Raw genomic sequence first — 19,154 nt, forward strand, 5'->3', positions numbered from 1 at the left:
ACAATTCTGCTGAGGGCTTTATCATAGTGAGCATATTTGGCTAAAACCTATAAATTAGGAAACCATTCTTTAGGAAACAATTTATTTATGGCGACTAACGACTCAACCAGTAAAAAGAAAACAAAAAGTGTGAGTAAAGAACGTCAGTTCAAAGGGTTATCTCTATCTGAACGTAAAGAGGCACGCCGTGAAAAGCTGATTGAAGCGGGTATTGCAACCTATGGAACCCTTGGTTTTTTTTCAGTAACGGTAAAAGATGTCTGCCAAGAGGCAAAACTCACCGAACGTTATTTTTATGAATCATTTAAAAAGAGTGAAGATTTATTTCAAACCATCTTTTTAAAAATGATTGAAGAATTACAGCAAAATCTGATGCAAGCCGTGATTAAAGCTGCGCCCGATCCAGAAAAAATGGTCGATGCGGGTTTAAGAGCACTGCTGACGACATTAAAAGATGACCCAAGATTAGCTCGTATTGTCTATGTCGACGCAGTCTTGGTGCAAGAATTACATAATCAAGCCACCATTCAAGAAACACTTGCGCAATTTGATCGCATGATTCAGGCCTTTGTTATGCTGACCATGCCCCAAATTCAGCACCATGAAAATGAGCTCTCTTTAATTGCAACTGGTTTGAATGGATATGTCACACAAATTGCGATTCGATGGGTGATGGGAGGGTTTGAGCAGTCTCTTGAGCAGGTTTTAACTGCATGCCGTGTCGTTTTCTTATCTTTATTAGCTCAAGTTTCAAAATAATATTAAAGTTTTTTGACAGCCAAAAATGTGAAAAAATAGCTAAGCAATTAAGGTGATAACCTATTGAATGATTTTAGAAATTTTGAGGCTGAGATGTCATAATTTGGTCATACCTTTGCCTTAGTTTTGTCACAAATTATTGCTAAATTCATTTTTATAGACTTTTCTGCAATGAAATTGTCATAATTAATCTTTGTAATAAGCCTGTCATAACTACAAAACGGTTCACCGTTAAATCTATAGGATATTGCGTTGTGAAAGATGACTATATTTTAATTGTCGATGATGAGCTTCCTATTCGTGAAATGATCCATACTTCTTTGGACATGGCAGGCTTTCAGTGTTTACAGGCAGAAGATGCCAAACAGGCTCATCAAATTATCGTCGACCAACGTCCGGCGCTTATCTTGCTTGATTGGATGTTACCTGGAGGAGTAAGTGGTGTCGATTTATGTCGCCGCTTAAAACGCGATGAGAACCTAGCAGAAATTCCAGTGATTATGCTGACCGCTCGCGGAGAAGAAGACCATAAAGTACAAGGTCTTGATGCGGGTGCAGATGATTACATGACGAAGCCTTTCTCTACACGTGAACTGGTTTCACGTATTAAGGCAGTTCTGCGCCGCGCGAATGCATTAAGTGGTGAAAAAACTATTGATGCCAATGGTTTAATTCTTGATCCTGTAAGCCAACGTGTTAGCTTTGGCAACAGCATTTTAGATATGGGCCCAACTGAATATCGCTTACTTGCGTTTTTTATGACCCATCCAGAACGTGCATATACGCGTGCCCAGTTGCTCGATCAGGTATGGGGCGGTAATGTATATATTGAAGACCGCACTATCGATGTGCATATCCGTCGTTTGCGTAAAGTGCTAGAACCTTTTGGTGTTGACCGATTTGTTCAGACTGTACGTGGAACTGGCTACCGTTTCTCAACACGTGCAGATTTAGCCGCAGGTTAACCAAGATTTATGTATGAACCCTACCCCGTCCCTGAACAGGTACGTGAACAAAAGCTTTCTCGTTACAGTAGTTTATGGACGTTTGCCAAACAAGATTTACGGCTTTTATTATTTTTTCTAATTATTGCCGGTTTAGTCGGTTTCGGTATTGGGTATTTCTGGAGCTGTATTTTTATCGCCTTCGTGGTGTTTTTTACACTCCAATTGCGTTCTTTATATCTGGTCAATGACTGGATTGCCAATAAGCCTTATGACGTTCCTCCAAACCTTAATGGGATTTGGGGGGCATTGTTATTTAATGTTTACCGTGCTCAGCGTCAGGAACGAATAGTTCAGGCCGAAATGGTCGGTTTAATTGACCGTGCACAGTCATCTTTGGTTGCACTTGCTGAAGCCGTTGTACTCATTGATGACCAACATCAAATCGAGTGGTGGAACCCTGCTGCGGAACGTTTGTTAGGAATCAGCCCTCTCGATCGTGGTCGTAACTTATTAACGATTTTACGTCAGCCGACCTTTATTGAATATTTTAACAATATTGATCAGGCACCTGATGGAATTAAGCTGCATTCCAACTTTGACGATGACCGCTATGTGCAGGTTAAGCTCACAAGATTTGGTGGAGAAAGTCGTTTATTGGTGGCTTACGATGTAACGCGTATGCATAACCTTGAGCAGATGCGTAAAGACTTTGTCGATAATATTTCGCATGAACTTCGTACGCCATTAACGGTGCTCAGTGGTTATATCGAAACCTTTACCGATCAGGAAGATATTAGCCCACGCTGGAAACGTGCATTTGATCAGATGCAATCACAAACCAAGCGTATGAATGCGTTGGTCAATGATTTACTACTGTTATCGAATTTAGAAAATAACAAGAAAATCGCAAAAAACCAGATTATTGAAATGCCGAGTTTAATGAATCAACTGTTTGATGATGCTCAGGCCTACAATGCCGATTATGGACACACGCTCAATTTACATATTGATAGCCACTGTGACCTGATTGGTTCCGACATGGAAATTGCCAGCGCGTTTAGTAACTTAATTACGAATGCCATCAAGTACACGCCAAAAGGTGGAACTATTACCATTGGTTGGCATGATGATGGTGAACATGCTTACTTTAGTGTGCAAGACACAGGCATCGGAATTAACCCTAAACATTTGCCACGACTGACTGAACGCTTCTATCGTGTTGATAGCGACCGTAGTCGTCAAACAGGTGGTACAGGTTTAGGCTTAGCCATTGTAAAACACGTGCTTATGCAACACGGCGCGTATTTAGATGTTCAATCTAAAGAAAATGAGGGATCAACATTTACCGCAGTTTTTCCAAAAGAAAGACTCTATAACATGACCTAAATTTGGCCCTCTCACATTCAAAAAGCCGACTCATGAAAAGTCGGCTTTTTTGTAGCATTTAAACCAATTTACTTAAAATTAGAGCAATAAGATTTTGTCTGATTTTTCTCTATTACGTTTAAAAAACTAGTGGCAAAAGTATTACTTTGACGCAATGCATCACGGTGATCGCCACCATCAATCGTTTGATAAATAGTTGGTTTTTTTAATTTACATAGCTGCTGATAATAAGCAGATGTTCCTCTAGGGTCGACTAAATGATCTTTAGAACCCTGAACAATCATTAACGGTACGGTAGGCACCATATTTTCAATAGACTGCTGTTTTAAATAAGCCAAAAGAGGTTTTAAATCTGCATTAGGGCGAAATATGCTAGAAGGAGACTTCTTCAAATCAGATTGAAGTTCAGATAAACAGCGGCTACGCGCTTGAGTTAGCACCGTATTCATTTCTGAACTGACTAAGTTTTCAGGAACAATGCTTGGTTCTGCTGCTTGTGCTCCCAATAACACAATTGGGAAAAAAGCAGCCACACTAGGTTCTGGGTTCGGATTAGTTTTCACATATTCTGCAATGCCTTCGTATTGATAGCCGCCTGGCGCAAGAGCGATTGCCCCTTTTAAATCTAGTTCGGGAGCATCTTTTTGACCATAAGCCGCCACTGTAATAGCAGCAGCCCCGCCTTGACTATGCCCCATCACCAACCACTGTTTATTGAAGTCTTTTGGCTTGAGCATATGTAATGCACGCACTGCATCAACCACTGTATGCAGTTGGCTCTTTGCATTCATGTAAGGATGCCCACCCGGTGTACCTAAACCTTGATAATCAGGTGCAACAACCGCATAGCCTCGTGCAAGCCAACCATCTAAAGCTTTGGAAGCAACTTCCTGATATGAATGAACTGGTCCACCGGCATAATCACCCGAAGGTGCACAAGTATCAGCAACCCCAGTCGTACCATGCGCCCAAGCAAGTATCGGCCAGCCATTTTTTGGTGGCGTTCCTTTTGGCAATAAAATAAAAGCCGATGCAACAATAGGTTCGCCCTGAATACCTCGACTACGATAATTTACTAATAAGCGCTGATCTGCATGAGGAAACAAATCCGTCACAGCTTGCTGTTCTAGCGACAATATTGAACCCGGTTTTTCGCTCACAATTTGCTTACCCAAATCTGTAATGGGAGCAGCCATAGCAGAACCAGACACCAAACAAGCGCTGCTAAATAAAATTTTTAAAAAAGAATTACTTTTTCTAATCAAGGGATTACTCCTCTATTATTTACAATATATCTATTTAAATAATTAATTTATAAAATATAAATTACCATAGAATCTTCTATATTTATATTCAACTCAAAATAATTTACATTTATATAGTCTCTTAAAATCTCATTAAAATATATTTTAAAGAAATGTATTATAAATATCGTTTCAAAAATTAATCCCATTTCAATAATAAAAAATATATGCTGATATTTTCTTAATTACGATAGCGATTAAAATGCCAAAACAAAAATTTATACCCTACCTGATTTTTCTTATTCTCGGTTCTCTATCTATCCATAGTTTTGCAGATGTACAAGTATATGGTCCGGGTGGGCCAGCACCCGCTATGAAAGAAGCCGCCAAACAATTCACCAATAAGACAGGAATAACAGTTCATGTGACTTCTGGTCCTACTACTCAATGGTCTGAAAAGGCGAAACTAGATGCAGATGTTATCTATAGTGGTTCCGAAGCCATGATGTCTGATTTCGAAAATACATTTTCTGAGCAAATTATAAAAGACTCGATAGAACCTTTATATTTACGCCCCGCAGCGATTTTAGTGAGAAAAGGAAATCCTAAAAATATTAAAGGATTTAAAGACCTCGCTAAATCTGGCGTTAAGGTTTTAGTTACACATGGTGCAGGTCAAGTTGGTATGTGGGAAGATATCGCTGGCAGATCTGGAAATATTCAATTAACAAAAGCTTTTCGAAAAAATATTGCCACCTATGCAGCCAACACAGGTATTGCCAAGAAAAACTGGGAAGAAAATACCAGCTATGATGCTTGGTTAGTCTTTAATATTTGGGGAATCAGTAACCCAGACATTGGGCAAATTATACCTATCGAACCAGAGCTAGTTGTCTATCGTGACACAGGTGTAGCCTTGACTAAACATAGTTTAAAAGATACCGAGGCTAAACGTTTTGTAGATTTTCTATCTTCACAACAAGGCAATACTATTTTCAAAAAATATGGTTGGACTAAATAATTAAAAAGGGAGCGTTGCTCCCTTTTATTTTTTAAAATTATTCACTCTAGTTCACCTAGAATATATTCATTTCAAATTAAATATACGCCTGCGGCATATAAAGCGCCCAGTATTAAACAAAAGGCTGAACTGATATACCAAAATAAATCACTATTACCCACAAATTTTGACTTTAACCACGGAAAAGCCAGACCACGGATAAGAAACACTGCTGCAACAAGCGACAAAATAATTTTGGTAAAAGGTAATACCTGTATTCCCCTTGCTGCAAAGAAGGCATACATAGAACATATAGTTAGAATTAAGCCCACAGTTATAGCTGTAAAATTAGGATACCAATGCCCTCTTTCGGCCATCTGGACAATACTTTTACCAGCCCCTAAAAACCGAAAACCATTTGCTCCCCAGAACACACAAACAAAATGAAGTAATGAGGCACAGAATGTTAATAGTGCAGCGATATATAGCAGAACGTTCGGAAATGATTGCATTAGATTTTATACTAATCAATATATGTGAGATTTATTATACTTAATTATAAAATATATAAAACTGATAAATATTTAAAATAAGATTAGCTTGGTATTTAATATTTTAAATACCAAGCTTAGTGCACTTAATTATTTACTCTCAAACTCTTTAAAATCAGCTTTTCTAATTTTTGCATGAATACCTTTGGTTTTATCTACTACTTGTGAAACTTCAAAATCAGTCGCGGCACTTAAATAGGCGTACGCTGTCGCTTCGTCAATACCGTATTCTTGATTTAAGAAACGAATGGCTTCACGTGTAGATTTCTTCATCGCTTCATCAAGATCTTCATCTAGACCTGGCGTAATCCAAAACTCAGCATTTTCAGCTAAAGGTTGTTTTAGCTCTTTGCCCGGTATTTTGTCCTTACCTGCTTTGAGTAAGGTAAATTTCAACGTGGCGCGGGCTGAAGCTTCTAGTGCCGTTAATGCTACTTCGCCATCCCCTTGCGCGAAATGACTATCACCCGTATAGAATAATGCGCCTTTGACCTGAACAGGATAATAGGCTGTTGAACCTGCACCTAGTTCATTAATATCAATATTTCCACCATACATTGCAGGTGGTACAGAGTGAACAGGCTCAGACGTATTGGCTGCTACCCCCATAATTCCCATAAAAGGATAGAGCGGAAAACGTATTGATTTACCAGATTCTGTTTTTAATACACCTTCGTATTCACCTTTAGCATTTTTTTCGATTGGGGTGAAAATCGATACATTTCCATAACGTTCAGGATGCTCAGCCGATGCATTTTCTTGCTTTGCTTTTTTAGGAAACTCCCCTACTAAAGCACCTTTACCATGTCGATTTGAAATCACACCGTAAGGAACACGTGGCTCAACTTTAAGTACTTCAACTTTCAGAATATCACCGGGCTGTGCGCCTTCAATTGCAACAGGGCCTGTCACAATATGCGGCCCATCTTTATGAAAATCATGCTTTAAATTTGACTGCGTAATTGTTTTTGCATCTTCCAAGATTTCATTAGATTTGACACCTTTCGATTGAAAGAACTTTTCAGCATTACGCCCTTGGTCTTCAAGCAAACCTTCATGAGAAACCGTATCAAATGTCACAATACTACCCGACGGAACGGTAAGGACGGGTTTGGCATCCCGATTCGGTAAATAACCCCATGTAATGGTATTTAAAGTAGATGGAACGTAATAATTACCTTTATATTCCCCATTTTGAAGTTGAGTAGGTTGTTTTGAAATTTGATTTAAAACTTTAAAATCATTGGCATGGGTGAGTGAAATACAAAGTACAGATAAAACCGAAGCTGTCAGGCGTTTAACTTTTAACATGATTTCAGAACCTAAAAAATATGAAAGTTACAGTAAAGTCCTGAACAAGTAGCAAGCATTGTGCCAAGGCTAAAGTTGTGTAATATCTAAAAAGTGCTTCATGCTTATAAAAAACTAAATAAATTTTTTAGATTTAATAACTTATCTTCAAATAAAATTAAAACCTCGACTTAAGTCTAACTTAAATATTTCTTTCTATTTTTATTTATTAATTTTCAGTCATATTAATATTTTTGCTCTATCCAGATACATATTTATACACTAGCTTATATAACGTACCAACTTAGATCACTTAATAATAATTATATTTCTATATAATATAAATCCAAACATAATTATATATTTTAGGTTTATATAATTTAAATCAAAAAAAACCCTGAATAATTAAAGTCAGGGTTTACTTGTTTTTAGGGAGCTATATAACGGACTAAACGGTATGTCCCATGCGCTCGCCCATTACAACTACAGACTCAGCTTTAAAACGTTGTTCCCATTCGATCTTATCTTTTTCAAATAAAATAACAGCTGTAGAACCTAAATAAAAACGTCCAAGCTCAGCACCTTTCTCTAGCTTTAACTGATGATGTTGCAATTCGATACGGCCTGAAGGTTTTACCTTGCCTGTTGCCACAGTTTCAATACCTGCAACAATCATCGCACCCACTAGAACAACAGCCATACGGCCAAGTTCAGTATCGAACAAACACACCATACGTTCATTACGAGCAAATAATCCAGGTACATTTTCAGCAGTGACCTGATTTACCGAAAATAGCTCGCCTGGCACATATAATGTTTCTGTTAATGTCCCTGCAAATGGCATATGAACACGATGGTAATCACGCGGTGATAAATAAACTGTCGCGAACTCACCGTCTTGGAATGGCTGAGCAAGTTGTGGATCGCCAATGAGTTTCTCTACAGAGAAACTTTGACCTTTTGCTTGAAATACTTCACCCGCAGTGATCTTACCAATTTGGGAAATTGCACCATCTGCTGGTGAAACAATGCTATCTGCATTTTCATCAATCAGACGTACACCTTCTTTTAATGCACGGGTAAAAAAGTCATTAAAAGATTTATATTTCAGTGCATTGCCTTGTTCAGCAATCGATAAATCAATCCCATATTTAACTTTAAACGCATGAATAACAGCGTTTTTCACAACTGGATTTTCACTCGCAGCAACTTTACCTACCACACGGCTCAATTGATGCTGTGGTACAAGGTTTTGTGCCTTAATAAATAATTCTTTTTTTAATCGAGATGTGAAACTCACGACGGTGATTCTCCAGTAATAATAGGACTATCGAGGCGATTGCCCCATTCACTCCACGCACCATCATAGGCTTTTGCTTCCCAGCCCAAGAGTCTAGCCAGAATATAAGCCAAACCGGAACGGTGATGTGACTGGCAGTACACAACTACAGGTTGTTGTAAATCGAACCCAAGTTGTTCAAGGCGCTGCCGCGTGCGTTCAAGCGGATGCAATTTTAGATGATTTTGACGATTAAGTGCAGTACTCCATTCAAAATGGAGGGCATTTGGAATGTGACCGCCGCGTCGCGCTGCTAAACGGACACCACTATATTCATCACTCGTCCGGCAATCCCACAGTTGCACACTTTCTTGCTCAACTTGTTTGCGTAGCTCTTCATAGTTCACACGGAACTGAGCGGCATGTGATAAATCAATTTGAATTAAGTCTGTAACAGGAGAAATTTTTTCAACTTCTGCTGTAGTTGGTAAGCCTGCACCTAACCATGCATGGATACCGCCATTAATTAAACTGGTACGGGTGAATCCTAAGCAATGCAAATTCCAGATTAAACGTCCTGCCCATGCTCCACCTTCATCGTCATAGACCACAACATGATGATTCGGTGAAATATTCAATTTCTCAATTAGTGCTTGCAAACCTGCTTCATCTGGCAAAATGCCAGTGGCTTCTTCTTGTTGAGCCACTAACCATTTAGGCTGTAAATGAATGGCATGTGGAATATGGAGTTGTTCATAAACCGATGCACGGCTCAAATCTATAATGCGAATATATTCATTGCCTAAATAAGGCACTAATTCTTCTGCTTCTATTAATAAATCGAGTTTAAAATCAGGGAGTGTCATCGTCATGGTTTCTTTTTATACCAGCTTATTTTCAATCTTAGCATAAGCATATATCTAACAAACTCTGATTTTCTGCTACGCTTTAGCAGAAAATCAGATATCAGCATTCTCACTTTTAAAAATAAAAAATAGCGAGACTACTTTTTACTTAAACCACTTCTTCAAGTTCTTCGATTTCAAAAACCTGACGTAAATAGGCCAAGAAAGTATCGTTGTCAGTCATGGTTTTACCCGGACTATCAGAGATCTTCGCAACTGACTGTCCATTACATTCAACCAGTTTCAACACAATATTCAGTGGCTTTTGCCCCATATCATTGGTTAAATTAGTTCCAATACCGAAACTCACCTGAAAACGATCTTTAAAGTATTGATGTAATTCCCATGCCTTTGGCAAATTAAGGCCATCGCTAAAGGTCAGCATTTTGGTTTTGGTATCAATTTTTAATTTACGGTAATGTGCATAAGCCTTATCACCCCATTCATACGGGTCGCCACTGTCATGACGTAAACCATCAAATAGTTTGGCAAAATACAGGTCAAAGTCGCGTAAGAAAGCGTCCATCCCTACCACATCGGTTAGGGCAATTCCTAAATCTCCACGGTACTCTTGCACCCAAGTTTCTAAAGCAGCTTTTTGGAAATCACGCAAACGTACATCAAGTGCCTGAAAAGCTTGTAAGAACTCATGCGCCATGGTTCCAATTGGTGTAATGTTAAGCTCTTTAGCCAGTAATACATTACTTGTACCACGGAACACATTTGGCACAGTTTTATGAAATGCCGCTACGACATGTTTTTGCCAAGCAAAACTATAACGACGACGTGTACCAAAATCAGAAACTAAAAACGGTGGATCGTTTGGTTGTTGAGATTTTTCATATTGCTGAATCAAATCGAGTTTTGCTTGTAATCGGTGTTCGCCTTCGGCCCAAACTTGATCTGTTTTGATACGGCTAAAATACAACTCGTTTACAATGGCTAGAACAAAAATCTCAAACATCATCGCCTGAACCATCGGTCCTTCAATATGAATATCTAATCGACCTTCTGCGTCAATGCTAGCCTGAATAAAACGACGTTTGAGTTGGAATAACTCTAAGTAATCGACAAAGTCGCTTTTAATAAATCGTAATTTTCGTAAATATTGTAGCTCGTCTTCTTTATATTTGAGATTACATAAATGGTCGAGTTGCTCGTTTAAGTCATCCAAAATATCCACTAATGGATAGACTGTATCTTCTAAGTTTCTGCAACGAAAATGATAGACACTATGTGTTTGCGGGAATTTATGCAGAACCACTTGTAGCATCGTAAATTTGTACAAGTCTGTATCTAGTAAAGAATGGATAATTGGAGACATAGTCAATGATTATTCGCTTGCTTCTTAGCATTAAAGCATATTTTTATGGATGAATTACGAGGTTTTATACCATTGTTGCAGTTCCATGAAATTTCCTTTTAAAAATCATTTAATTTAAATTCTGCTAAACTACGTTAATTCAATTAATTATAGAAATTTGCTTTAATTATGCGCGCTTTAATACAACGAGTTCTTGAAGCCAAAGTAGTTGTAGACGGTGAAACTACAGGCGAAATCCAACACGGCCTACTGGTGTTTTTAGGCATTGGCCGAGATGATACTTTGGCTATTGGTCAAAAGCTTATTGATAAAATTTTGAAATATCGAATTTTTGATGATGAACAAGGCAAAATGGGCTGGAACGTGTCTCAAGCAAATGGTGGAATCTTGCTTGTGTCACAATTTACCTTGATGGCACAAACACAAAAAGGTCTGCGTCCAGACTTTGGCCCAGCAATGCCACCTAGCGACGCAAAAGCGTTATACGAACAATTGGTTGAATATGCACATTCTCAATTTGAAAACGTTCAAACCGGAATTTTTGCTGCGGATATGAAAGTTCATTTGATTAATGATGGTCCGGTGACATTCAATCTAGAAGTCGAAGCATAAATATAAAAAAACTCCCAAAATGGGAGTTTTTTTATATCTGGATATTAACGTCCAGTTTTCTCTTTAATAAAAGCACGTGCCTGACGTACTTTATCTTTTACTGGTTTTGGTAACTTAGGCGGAATGAGCTTAGCAACTTGGTTGAACCATACCAATAGGCTGAAGTCACCTTCCATTTTAATGCTGCCATCTTGCATACCCGTCATAAATGCTGTTGGGTCACCTTTGATCAAAGTTTTTACACCTTGCTCACTGTCTGCAAATTGCAAAATAAAATCAGCTTTTTCAGGTGCGCCTGCAACAGTATCAATCTGACCATTATTAATAATGATCTGACGTGCAACACCTAAATCTGTACCGATCTGAATACGGAATGCGCGGTCATGAATCAGTTCAATAAACTTAGGGCTAGTACGCGCCAACTGCTTCATACGCAGCACTAAACCTGCTACCAACAAATCTAATGGGTCTGTACTGACATCAACAAGAGGTAACTTGACTACAGGTATGGAAGAAAGTTTCATGAACATTCACGCCTATTGTATTTTTATGAAAACTTTAGAGCAAAACTTAGCAAGGACATACCATTGCCTGTGTTTTATGCATCAATTGATATTTTTTAGCTGGCAACGCAATCTAGATGAAACGTCAACAGACCCATCTATCGTAGCATAACTGGCTATTTTTTAATAAATGCTTTGTATAATAAAAATCACGTTTCGTAAATGAAAAAGGCATGCTGTGCATACCTTTTTACCGTTAGATAACAATTTAATTATCGGCTAGAACATTGCTGCTGATCATCTTCATATACTGGCGTGTGTTCTATATATTGGCGATTTGCCAATGCCTTTTGTGCTTGTTTATCCTCACGTAACAAAATAAATGTAACCATTACCATCGCTAGACTTAATGCAGTTAAATAACTATATGTGACTGGCATTTCAAAAGTGACTTGAACTCCAAAACGGACCACTTCCAATAGCCCCCAAAAGAACATCCCTGCAAGCATAAAACCAAGCCAACGACGGTAAGGAGAAAAGAAAACAGCAACAAGCGCGACAGCAATTAAGCTGAATCCGGCGATAGCGGCAAAATTCGCTGTTACCATAGAAACCTCCGTCTTAATGAAAACGTCTAAAAACATTCGGTCTTTAATACCCGACCTCATTCCAAAAACAACTTTAATTCATGATTTGTGTTGAAGCTTACGATGCATTATGGATGTTTTTTTTTAGAAAAAAAGACCTGTTTTTTCTTAATGCGACATACTTTGTCGCAACATTCTTTTGTCATTACATTTTTGTAAAATTCAAAAAGTTCGATTCCCTATATGGCATCAATTCTGGCGTGTCATTACAAAAAAATATGCTGTTTTTAAGGACCAAAATAAGTTTTTTTCAGATTTTTTTATTGCCTTTTTTCTGTGCAAAATTTTGTCATAACTTGCTTGTTTTTATGACTATTCTGCATAAAAAAAGCGCTACTCTGAAGTAGCGCTTAAAGCTTATCCATATAGGTTAAGCACGATTTAAATCTTTATCATGCATACCGAGTAAATAAAGCACACCATCTAAACCAACACTTGAAATTGCCTGATTTGCATTTTGGCGTACTAATGGTTTTGCACGATAAGCAACGCCTAAGCCTGCAATCGCAAGCATTGGTAAGTCATTTGCCCCATCGCCTACTGCCATCGCTTGCTCTAGAGAAATCCCCATCTTATTTGCAAGTTCGCGTAATAACTCAGCTTTACGGGCGCCATCAACAATTGCACCTTTTACTTCGCCTGTTACGAAGCCGTCTTGCACATCTAAAATGTTAGCATGAACTTCATCAATACCGAGTTTGCCTTGTAAATATTCAGCAAAATACTGGAATCCACCAGATAAAATTGCCGTTTTATAACCAAGTGCCTTTAAGGTCGAGATAAGACGCTCTGCACCTTCGGTAATGGTTAAACGCTCTGCAATTTTAGGTAAAACAGCAGCATCAAGCCCTTTTAATAATGCAACACGTGCACGGAAGCTTTGCTGGAAATCAAGCTCACCTTGCATCGCTCTTTCAGTAATTTCAGCAACTTGTGCGCCTACCCCTGCTTCAATCGCCAACTCATCAATCACTTCTTGTTCAATTAATGTTGAGTCCATATCGAAACACACCAAACGGCGATTACGGCGATAAGCGTTGTCTTCTTGAACAGCAACATCGATATTTAGTTCGCTTGAAAGAAGTAAACATGCAGCACGCATGGCTTGTGCATCTAAAGTTGGGCCGCTACTTAAACCAAACTGTACACAGGCACGACGTGGAAATTTGTTATCTCCTTCGAAGTCTACACGACCTGATAAACGTGTTACCGTTTCGATGTTAAAGCCTTGGCTAGACACAATTTTTGTAACTGCTTGTAAGTGTGCCGCAGTGAGTTCTGGGGCTAAAGCCGTGACGATATAACGAGTACGTCCGCCTTCACTTACCCATTGATCGTATTCTGCGCCCGTGATTGGTTTAAAGCGCACTGTTAAGCCAATATCATGTGCTAAAATCAGAATCTCTTTCATTGCCAATGCGGTCGCAGTTTCATTATCAGAAGCGACCACAATGCCTAATGTAAGTTGATTATGAATAACAGCCTGACCTACATCCAGTATTTGCAATGAATGTACGGATAGTACTTGCATTAATCGGGTAAACTGGTTTGGTTGGTCCGGTCCTAAAAAGGATATAAGAATGATTTCTCGCATGAATTGACTCTAGTCTGAGTGACAACTATTGTAAGAATCATAATCGAATTTCAATATAATTGCCTTGGAAGTTTAACTTGATTGCGCCTAGACAAGGGCTATTTGCTAGCCTACTGATCGTTAGTTTTGCATTGCATACCTTTTTATTGGTCATTGCAACGACACACCAGCTTAATGAAAACCGTGCGAGTCAAGGTCAGCTCATGACCAGTCAGCTCGTTGCAGACAGCTTATCTGAGCTTGAACCTGCTAATACGGTGTCTTTAGCTCTGATTGCCAATCGCTATGCGACCAATCCAAGTGTTGCGTCTATTCGCATTCTTGATGCGAACAAACAGGTTCTAGCAACGAGCGGAATTTCTAAAACCCGCCAAGGCGAAATTTTTGCTCGTGATGCCCTTCAAAATGAAAAGAAAGTGGGATCTATCGAAGTTACGTTGATTCAGCCAAGTATTGGAGAAATTCTTCGTACTCAATGGCTTGCAATTTTAGCTTCTCTGTTTTTGCATGTTTTATTGTGGCTTGCCTATCGCGCGATTGCTCGTCCAACCCGTAGCGAATATTTGGCACGTATTAATGAAGAAAACCGCTTAAAGCATGAAATTCAGCAGTTAACTCAAGCATTGGCTCTAGAAAAACAAAATACGGTAACCTTGGTTGCACAAGCTCAGCAACAAGCTAAAGCGAAACCAGCAGCTCGCCAACAAGCCGAAAAAACTTCAGATTCAGCTGACCAACATACGTTGGCACTCAATATTCAGTTTTATGACCCTAAACAGTTATTAAGCAGTGTTAACCAATCGGTATCTGTTCCTTATTTCAAACTCTGCCAGCTCTTTTTAAACAAGAGTATTGAGTTATGCGTTAAGCATTACCAATTGAAACTCACAGATATTGAAGTAGTAGATGAGTTTAATGCCGACGGTGCGACACTTGCGATTTCAACCTCTCATCCACATGCCGTAGAATGTCTGCTTATGATTGGAACCGTATTCCAATTACTTTCAGATGTTTTATATAAACGTTACCGTGAAGATAAACGTTTTGCGCTGCAAACTCGTAGTGCAACATGTAATGCTGTAGAAGCTATGCAAATCGATGCAAAAGAAGCTGCTCAACGTTTAGCACAGCATCTTCACGCTAAAGAGTCTGCTTTATATCTCGAAAATGAACAACTCAAAGCAATTCAAGACAGCTACCAACTTGTTGCAATGCCAAACCCAAGCAATGTGATGACACGTCATGCATTTATGATCAATGGTATGAATGCAGAATGTGCTGAACTTGCCCAAAATATCCGGACTGAAATTTTAATGGGGAAAAAATCAATTCCACAAAATGATAGTCCAAGTAGTGCAGCTTCATAAAAAGTAACTACGCGCATCAGAACCTAGCCTTTTGGCTAGGTTTTTTTTATTTAAATTCATAGCTTTTATTTAAAAATACTCCATTTTCTTATGATTTATTTGTATAAATAAATCTCGATCTATTCTTAGAGGTCACAAATTTGGATAAATCAGAATCATAGGCAAAATTCTCTAAACAGCGTAAACTATGCAAAATTTATTAAATAGAAATTGTCTTACGACAAAAAAAGGTGAAAGCGAATGCCGCTGAGTCGTGTTGAAGATCTTGTCGCCGATATTCGTGCAGGCAAAATGGTTATCTTGATGGATGACGAAGATCGCGAAAATGAAGGTGATCTTGTCATTGCAGCAACGCATGTTCGTCCTGAAGATATTAACTTCATGATTACCCATGCACGTGGTCTAGTTTGCCTAACGCTAAGCCGTGAGCGCTGTAAACAGTTAAACCTTCCATTGATGGTTGACCAAAACGGTGCTCAGCACAGTACAAACTTTACCTTATCAATCGAAGCCGCTGAAGGGATTACTACGGGTATTTCAGCAGCAGAGCGTGCACATACAATTCAAGCTGCTGTCGCAGCGCATGCAAAACCAACTGATATCGTACAGCCGGGTCATATTTTCCCGTTAATGGCACAACCAGGCGGTGTTTTACATCGTGCAGGCCATACCGAAGCAGGTTGTGATTTAGCACGTTTAGCAGGCCTTGAACCGGCTTCTGTCATTTGTGAAATCATTAATGAAGATGGCACAATGGCACGCCGTGCAGATTTAGAAATTTTTGCTGAGAAGCATGGCTTAAAAATTGGTACAATTGCGGACTTGATTCACTACCGCATGACCAATGAGCAAACGGTTGAACGTCTGGATCAAAAAACCATTCAAACAGAATATGGTTCATTTGAACTTTATCGTTATCGTGAGATTGGTAACCCGGATATTCATTTGGCTTTAGTTAAAGGCGAGCCAAAAGAAGGTGTTACAACAGTACGTGTACATGGTTTTAGTCCAATACGCGATTTGCTTAAGCTAAATAAAGCTGATGGTGAACCAGCGTGGAATTTAGACCGTGCACTACAGACGATTGCAGCGAGTGATCGCGGTGTTTTAGTCTGGATCGGACAAGATCATTTGCAAGACTTGGGACCAGCGTTGGATGATTTAAATAAGCCAAAACCGGTGAAATCCAATGCAGCACTTTCACATCAATATCAAACCATTGGTGTCGGTGCTCAAATTTTGCGTGATTTAGGTGTTGAAAAAATGAAGCTTCTTAGCTCACCATTACGTTTCAATGCCTTATCTGGCTTTAATTTAGAAGTAGTGGAATATGTCACTGCTGATCAAATCACAACGAAATAATCGAGGTTGCTATGGCAATTCGCCGTATTGAAGGTTTATTACATCTCGCAAGCGAAGGTCGTTATGCGATTTTAGTGGGTCGTTTCAACAGCTTTGTTGTTGAACACTTATTGGATGGTGCAATCGACACATTAAAACGTCATGGTGTAAATGAAGATAACATTACTGTTATTCATGCTCCTGGCGCATGGGAACTCCCGATTGTTGCTAAAAAATTAGCTACATCAAACCAGTTTGATGCCATTATCGCACTTGGCGCAGTTATTCGTGGTAGCACACCACACTTTGACTTCGTTGCTGGTGAATGTGCAAAAGGTTTAGGTGTAGTCGCGTTAGAAAGCAGCTTGCCTGTCATCAATGGTGTATTAACTACTGATAGCATCGAGCAAGCCATCGAACGTTCAGGTACAAAAGCAGGAAACAAAGGTAGCGAAGCTGCTTTAACTGCAATTGAAATGGTTAATTTATTAAAGGCAATTTAAAGCATGTCTCAAACACTGCAAGCCGCTTATGCAGCAAAACGTAAAGCACGTCGTTTTGCTGTACAAGGTATTTATGAGTGGCAAATGAGTCACAACCCTGTACATGAAATCGAAGCACGCACCCGTGCTGAAAATGCAATGCACAAGGTAGACTTAAACTACTATCACGAACTTCTAACACAAGTGATTGCACAGCACGAAGATCTTGATGCATTACTTATTCCGGTACTTGACCGTGAACTTAGTGCACTTGATGGTGTAGAGCTAGCAACATTACGCTTAGGTGCTTACGAATTACGTGATCATTTAGAAGTACCTTACCGTGTCGTTCTAGATGAAGCTATTGAACTCGCTAAACACTTTGGTGGAGCAGATAGCCATAAATATATTAATGGCGTTCTAGATCGTTTAAGTTCAACACTACGTAGTGCTGAAAAACAACAAGCAAACTAATAGGTTTGAAGTTGATATGGCTGAGTTTTCTATTATTGACCAATACTTTAACAGACAATCTTACACAGATGTCACCTTAGGTATTGGAGATGACTCAGCCTTAATTACCCCTCCCGTAAACCAACAATTGGTGATCTGTGCAGATACACTCGTTGCTGGACGTCACTTCCCTCTTGATACTTCTGCCCATGCAATTGGCTGGAAAAGCGTAGCTGTCAATCTTTCAGATATTGCAGCAATGGGGGCAAAACCGCATAGTATTTTACTGGCGCTCAGCCTACCCACAATTGATCATGAATGGCTTGAAGGATTCAGTCAGGGAATTTATGACTGCTGTAATCAATTTGGTGTTGCTCTGATTGGTGGAGATACAACCCAAGGCCCTCATCTCACCATTACTGTCACGGCCATGGGCTGGATTGAAACCGGACAAGCCGTGTTACGTTCAGGTGCCAAAGTCGGTGACTATGTTTGTGTGAGCGGTCAAGTGGGTGATGCCGCATATGGTTTACAGCACCTAGGTCATCCATTACAAAAAAGACTAGACTACCCGACTCCACGTTGTCAGCTTGGACAACAGCTGAAGGGGTTAGCATCTAGTATGATTGATATTTCTGATGGATTAGCCCAAGATTTAGGCCATATTTTAAAAGCTTCAAAGGTTGGTGCCCGATTACTTTTAGAAAAGTTACCGATTGATTCAACACTACAAGAACTACCAGAACAGCAGCGCTGGCAATATGCTTTAGCTGGTGGTGATGATTACGAGTTATGTTTTACAATAACACCGCAAAATTATGAAAAACTTTTGCAAAAACAACTAGACATTAAGATTACAATGATCGGAGAGATCGTTGAGCAAACACAACTAACTTTTGAGCACTTGGGTTCAGATTACCCATTGCAAATTCATGGATACCAACACTTTGCATAAGCCACCGATTCATTTTAAGGACATGTCTTGGTTCAACCGCTGCATCGTTTTCTGTGGAGTTGGTTTCGGATCTGGTCTCGCACCTAAAGCTCCCGGTACTTTTGGCTCTGCCTTTGCCCTACTCTTCATTCCAATCTGGTTATCGCTTGGCTTTAAATTAAGCTTGATCGCTATCCTCATTATGTCATTGGTGGGAATTTATATTTGTGGTCAAACTGCAAAAGTCCTTGATGTTCATGATGATGGTCGAATTGTTTGGGATGAATTTGCAGGACAATCAATTACTCTTCTGCCTTTAATATTTTTTAATATAATGTCGTTACAATCGGCACTAATTGGTTTTTGCTTATTCCGCCTATTTGATGTTTGGAAACCTTGGCCAATCCGTGTTGCCGACCAGAAAGTTGCTGGTGGTTTCGGGATCATGCTAGACGACATCATTGCAGGGCTTTGGGCGGCACTCTGTATCATCATATTTATTACTTTCTGGGGCGTAACGCCATTTAAGTAGGTTT

General features: G+C 39.3%; 21 protein-coding genes. 12 read left to right on the top strand and 9 right to left on the bottom strand.

Annotated features, from left to right (window positions below):
* Positions 1-87 precede the first annotated feature (87 nt).
* The 3 genes from ACTJJH_RS06025 to phoR all read left to right on the top strand — a co-directional run bounded on the left by ACTJJH_RS06025 (position 88) and on the right by phoR (position 3,092).
* A complete protein-coding gene (locus ACTJJH_RS06025; protein ID WP_017387597.1) occupies positions 88-759 on the top strand; it encodes a TetR/AcrR family transcriptional regulator in 672 nt (223 codons plus the stop codon).
* 254 nt (positions 760-1,013) lie between these two features.
* Positions 1,014-1,724, top strand: coding sequence for a phosphate regulon transcriptional regulator PhoB (phoB, locus tag ACTJJH_RS06030; protein ID WP_000650776.1), 711 nt, complete (start codon positions 1,014-1,016; stop codon positions 1,722-1,724).
* Between the two features lie 9 nt (positions 1,725-1,733).
* The gene (phoR, locus tag ACTJJH_RS06035; protein WP_002121907.1) at positions 1,734-3,092 is read left to right on the top strand and encodes a phosphate regulon sensor histidine kinase PhoR; all 1,359 of its coding nucleotides are present in this window, start codon (positions 1,734-1,736) and stop codon (positions 3,090-3,092) included.
* Positions 3,093-3,160: 68 nt separating this feature from the next.
* Here the strand turns inward: phoR and ACTJJH_RS06040 are convergent, their stop codons facing one another.
* A complete protein-coding gene (locus ACTJJH_RS06040; RefSeq protein ID WP_198912081.1) occupies positions 3,161-4,357 on the bottom strand; it encodes an alpha/beta fold hydrolase in 1,197 nt (398 codons plus the stop codon).
* Positions 4,358-4,598: 241 nt separating this feature from the next.
* Here ACTJJH_RS06040 and ACTJJH_RS06045 point away from each other — a divergent pair, with 241 nt between their 5' ends.
* Entirely contained in the window at positions 4,599-5,357 is a 759-nt protein-coding gene (locus tag ACTJJH_RS06045; RefSeq protein ID WP_440600883.1) for an AcfC family putative adhesin, read from the top strand.
* Between the two features lie 71 nt (positions 5,358-5,428).
* Here ACTJJH_RS06045 and ACTJJH_RS06050 read toward each other — a convergent pair whose 3' ends face one another.
* The 5 genes from ACTJJH_RS06050 to pncB all read right to left on the bottom strand — a co-directional run bounded on the left by ACTJJH_RS06050 (position 5,429) and on the right by pncB (position 10,685).
* The gene (locus ACTJJH_RS06050) at positions 5,429-5,848 is read right to left on the bottom strand and encodes a hypothetical protein (RefSeq protein WP_440600884.1); all 420 of its coding nucleotides are present in this window, start codon (positions 5,846-5,848) and stop codon (positions 5,429-5,431) included.
* 129 nt (positions 5,849-5,977) lie between these two features.
* The gene (locus ACTJJH_RS06055) at positions 5,978-7,198 is read right to left on the bottom strand and encodes an acetamidase/formamidase family protein (protein ID WP_086399892.1); all 1,221 of its coding nucleotides are present in this window, start codon (positions 7,196-7,198) and stop codon (positions 5,978-5,980) included.
* Between the two features lie 427 nt (positions 7,199-7,625).
* Positions 7,626-8,477, bottom strand: a complete 852-nt coding sequence (gene asd / locus ACTJJH_RS06060; RefSeq protein WP_086399891.1) for an archaetidylserine decarboxylase — start codon at positions 8,475-8,477, stop codon at positions 7,626-7,628.
* Complete coding sequence (locus ACTJJH_RS06065) at positions 8,474-9,322, bottom strand: sulfurtransferase (protein WP_342371059.1); 849 nt, start codon at positions 9,320-9,322, stop codon at positions 8,474-8,476. Before ACTJJH_RS06065 ends, asd begins: the two co-directional genes overlap by 4 nt.
* 148 nt (positions 9,323-9,470) lie before the next feature.
* A complete protein-coding gene (pncB, locus tag ACTJJH_RS06070; protein ID WP_440600885.1) occupies positions 9,471-10,685 on the bottom strand; it encodes a nicotinate phosphoribosyltransferase in 1,215 nt (404 codons plus the stop codon).
* A gap of 168 nt (positions 10,686-10,853) precedes the next feature.
* Between pncB and dtd the strand changes: the two genes are divergently transcribed.
* On the top strand, positions 10,854-11,297 hold the full coding sequence (gene dtd / locus ACTJJH_RS06075) for a D-aminoacyl-tRNA deacylase (protein WP_002119296.1): 444 nt from the start codon (positions 10,854-10,856) through the stop codon (positions 11,295-11,297).
* Positions 11,298-11,341: 44 nt separating this feature from the next.
* On the opposite strand, the gene ACTJJH_RS06080 is transcribed toward dtd, so the two are convergent.
* The gene (locus ACTJJH_RS06080; protein WP_002119134.1) at positions 11,342-11,821 is read right to left on the bottom strand and encodes a hypothetical protein; all 480 of its coding nucleotides are present in this window, start codon (positions 11,819-11,821) and stop codon (positions 11,342-11,344) included.
* A gap of 251 nt (positions 11,822-12,072) precedes the next feature.
* The gene (gene aciT / locus ACTJJH_RS06085; RefSeq protein ID WP_002119105.1) at positions 12,073-12,408 is read right to left on the bottom strand and encodes a ciprofloxacin tolerance protein AciT; all 336 of its coding nucleotides are present in this window, start codon (positions 12,406-12,408) and stop codon (positions 12,073-12,075) included.
* 113 nt (positions 12,409-12,521) lie between these two features.
* On the opposite strand from aciT, the gene ACTJJH_RS06090 reads away from it, so the two are divergent.
* Positions 12,522-12,794 carry a hypothetical protein gene (locus ACTJJH_RS06090; protein WP_440600904.1) on the top strand — a complete coding sequence of 91 codons (273 nt, stop codon included), beginning with the start codon at positions 12,522-12,524 and terminating at the stop codon, positions 12,792-12,794.
* A 23-nt stretch (positions 12,795-12,817) separates the two neighbouring features.
* On the opposite strand, the gene serB is transcribed toward ACTJJH_RS06090, so the two are convergent.
* Positions 12,818-14,041 carry a phosphoserine phosphatase SerB gene (gene serB / locus ACTJJH_RS06095; protein WP_032036206.1) on the bottom strand — a complete coding sequence of 408 codons (1,224 nt, stop codon included), beginning with the start codon at positions 14,039-14,041 and terminating at the stop codon, positions 12,818-12,820.
* A 59-nt stretch (positions 14,042-14,100) separates the two neighbouring features.
* Between serB and ACTJJH_RS06100 the strand changes: the two genes are divergently transcribed.
* The 6 genes from ACTJJH_RS06100 (at position 14,101) to ACTJJH_RS06125 (ending at position 19,150) form a co-directional block, all read left to right on the top strand.
* A complete protein-coding gene (locus tag ACTJJH_RS06100) occupies positions 14,101-15,408 on the top strand; it encodes a hypothetical protein (protein ID WP_078224885.1) in 1,308 nt (435 codons plus the stop codon).
* A 240-nt stretch (positions 15,409-15,648) separates the two neighbouring features.
* A complete protein-coding gene (gene ribBA / locus ACTJJH_RS06105; protein WP_002119278.1) occupies positions 15,649-16,770 on the top strand; it encodes a bifunctional 3,4-dihydroxy-2-butanone-4-phosphate synthase/GTP cyclohydrolase II in 1,122 nt (373 codons plus the stop codon).
* A gap of 11 nt (positions 16,771-16,781) precedes the next feature.
* The gene (ribH, locus tag ACTJJH_RS06110; protein ID WP_002119264.1) at positions 16,782-17,252 is read left to right on the top strand and encodes a 6,7-dimethyl-8-ribityllumazine synthase; all 471 of its coding nucleotides are present in this window, start codon (positions 16,782-16,784) and stop codon (positions 17,250-17,252) included.
* Positions 17,253-17,255: 3 nt separating this feature from the next.
* Positions 17,256-17,705 carry a transcription antitermination factor NusB gene (nusB, locus tag ACTJJH_RS06115; RefSeq protein ID WP_002119137.1) on the top strand — a complete coding sequence of 150 codons (450 nt, stop codon included), beginning with the start codon at positions 17,256-17,258 and terminating at the stop codon, positions 17,703-17,705.
* Between the two features lie 16 nt (positions 17,706-17,721).
* On the top strand, positions 17,722-18,639 hold the full coding sequence (gene thiL / locus ACTJJH_RS06120; protein WP_057075453.1) for a thiamine-phosphate kinase: 918 nt from the start codon (positions 17,722-17,724) through the stop codon (positions 18,637-18,639).
* Positions 18,617-19,150, top strand: coding sequence for a phosphatidylglycerophosphatase A family protein (locus ACTJJH_RS06125; protein WP_069036308.1), 534 nt, complete (start codon positions 18,617-18,619; stop codon positions 19,148-19,150). The genes thiL and ACTJJH_RS06125 overlap by 23 nt, the downstream gene beginning before the upstream one ends.
* Positions 19,151-19,154: the final 4 nt, after the last annotated feature.

This window comes from Acinetobacter sp. 22301, from assembly GCF_052045285.1.
Taxonomy (GTDB): Bacteria; Pseudomonadota; Gammaproteobacteria; order Pseudomonadales; family Moraxellaceae; genus Acinetobacter; species Acinetobacter pittii.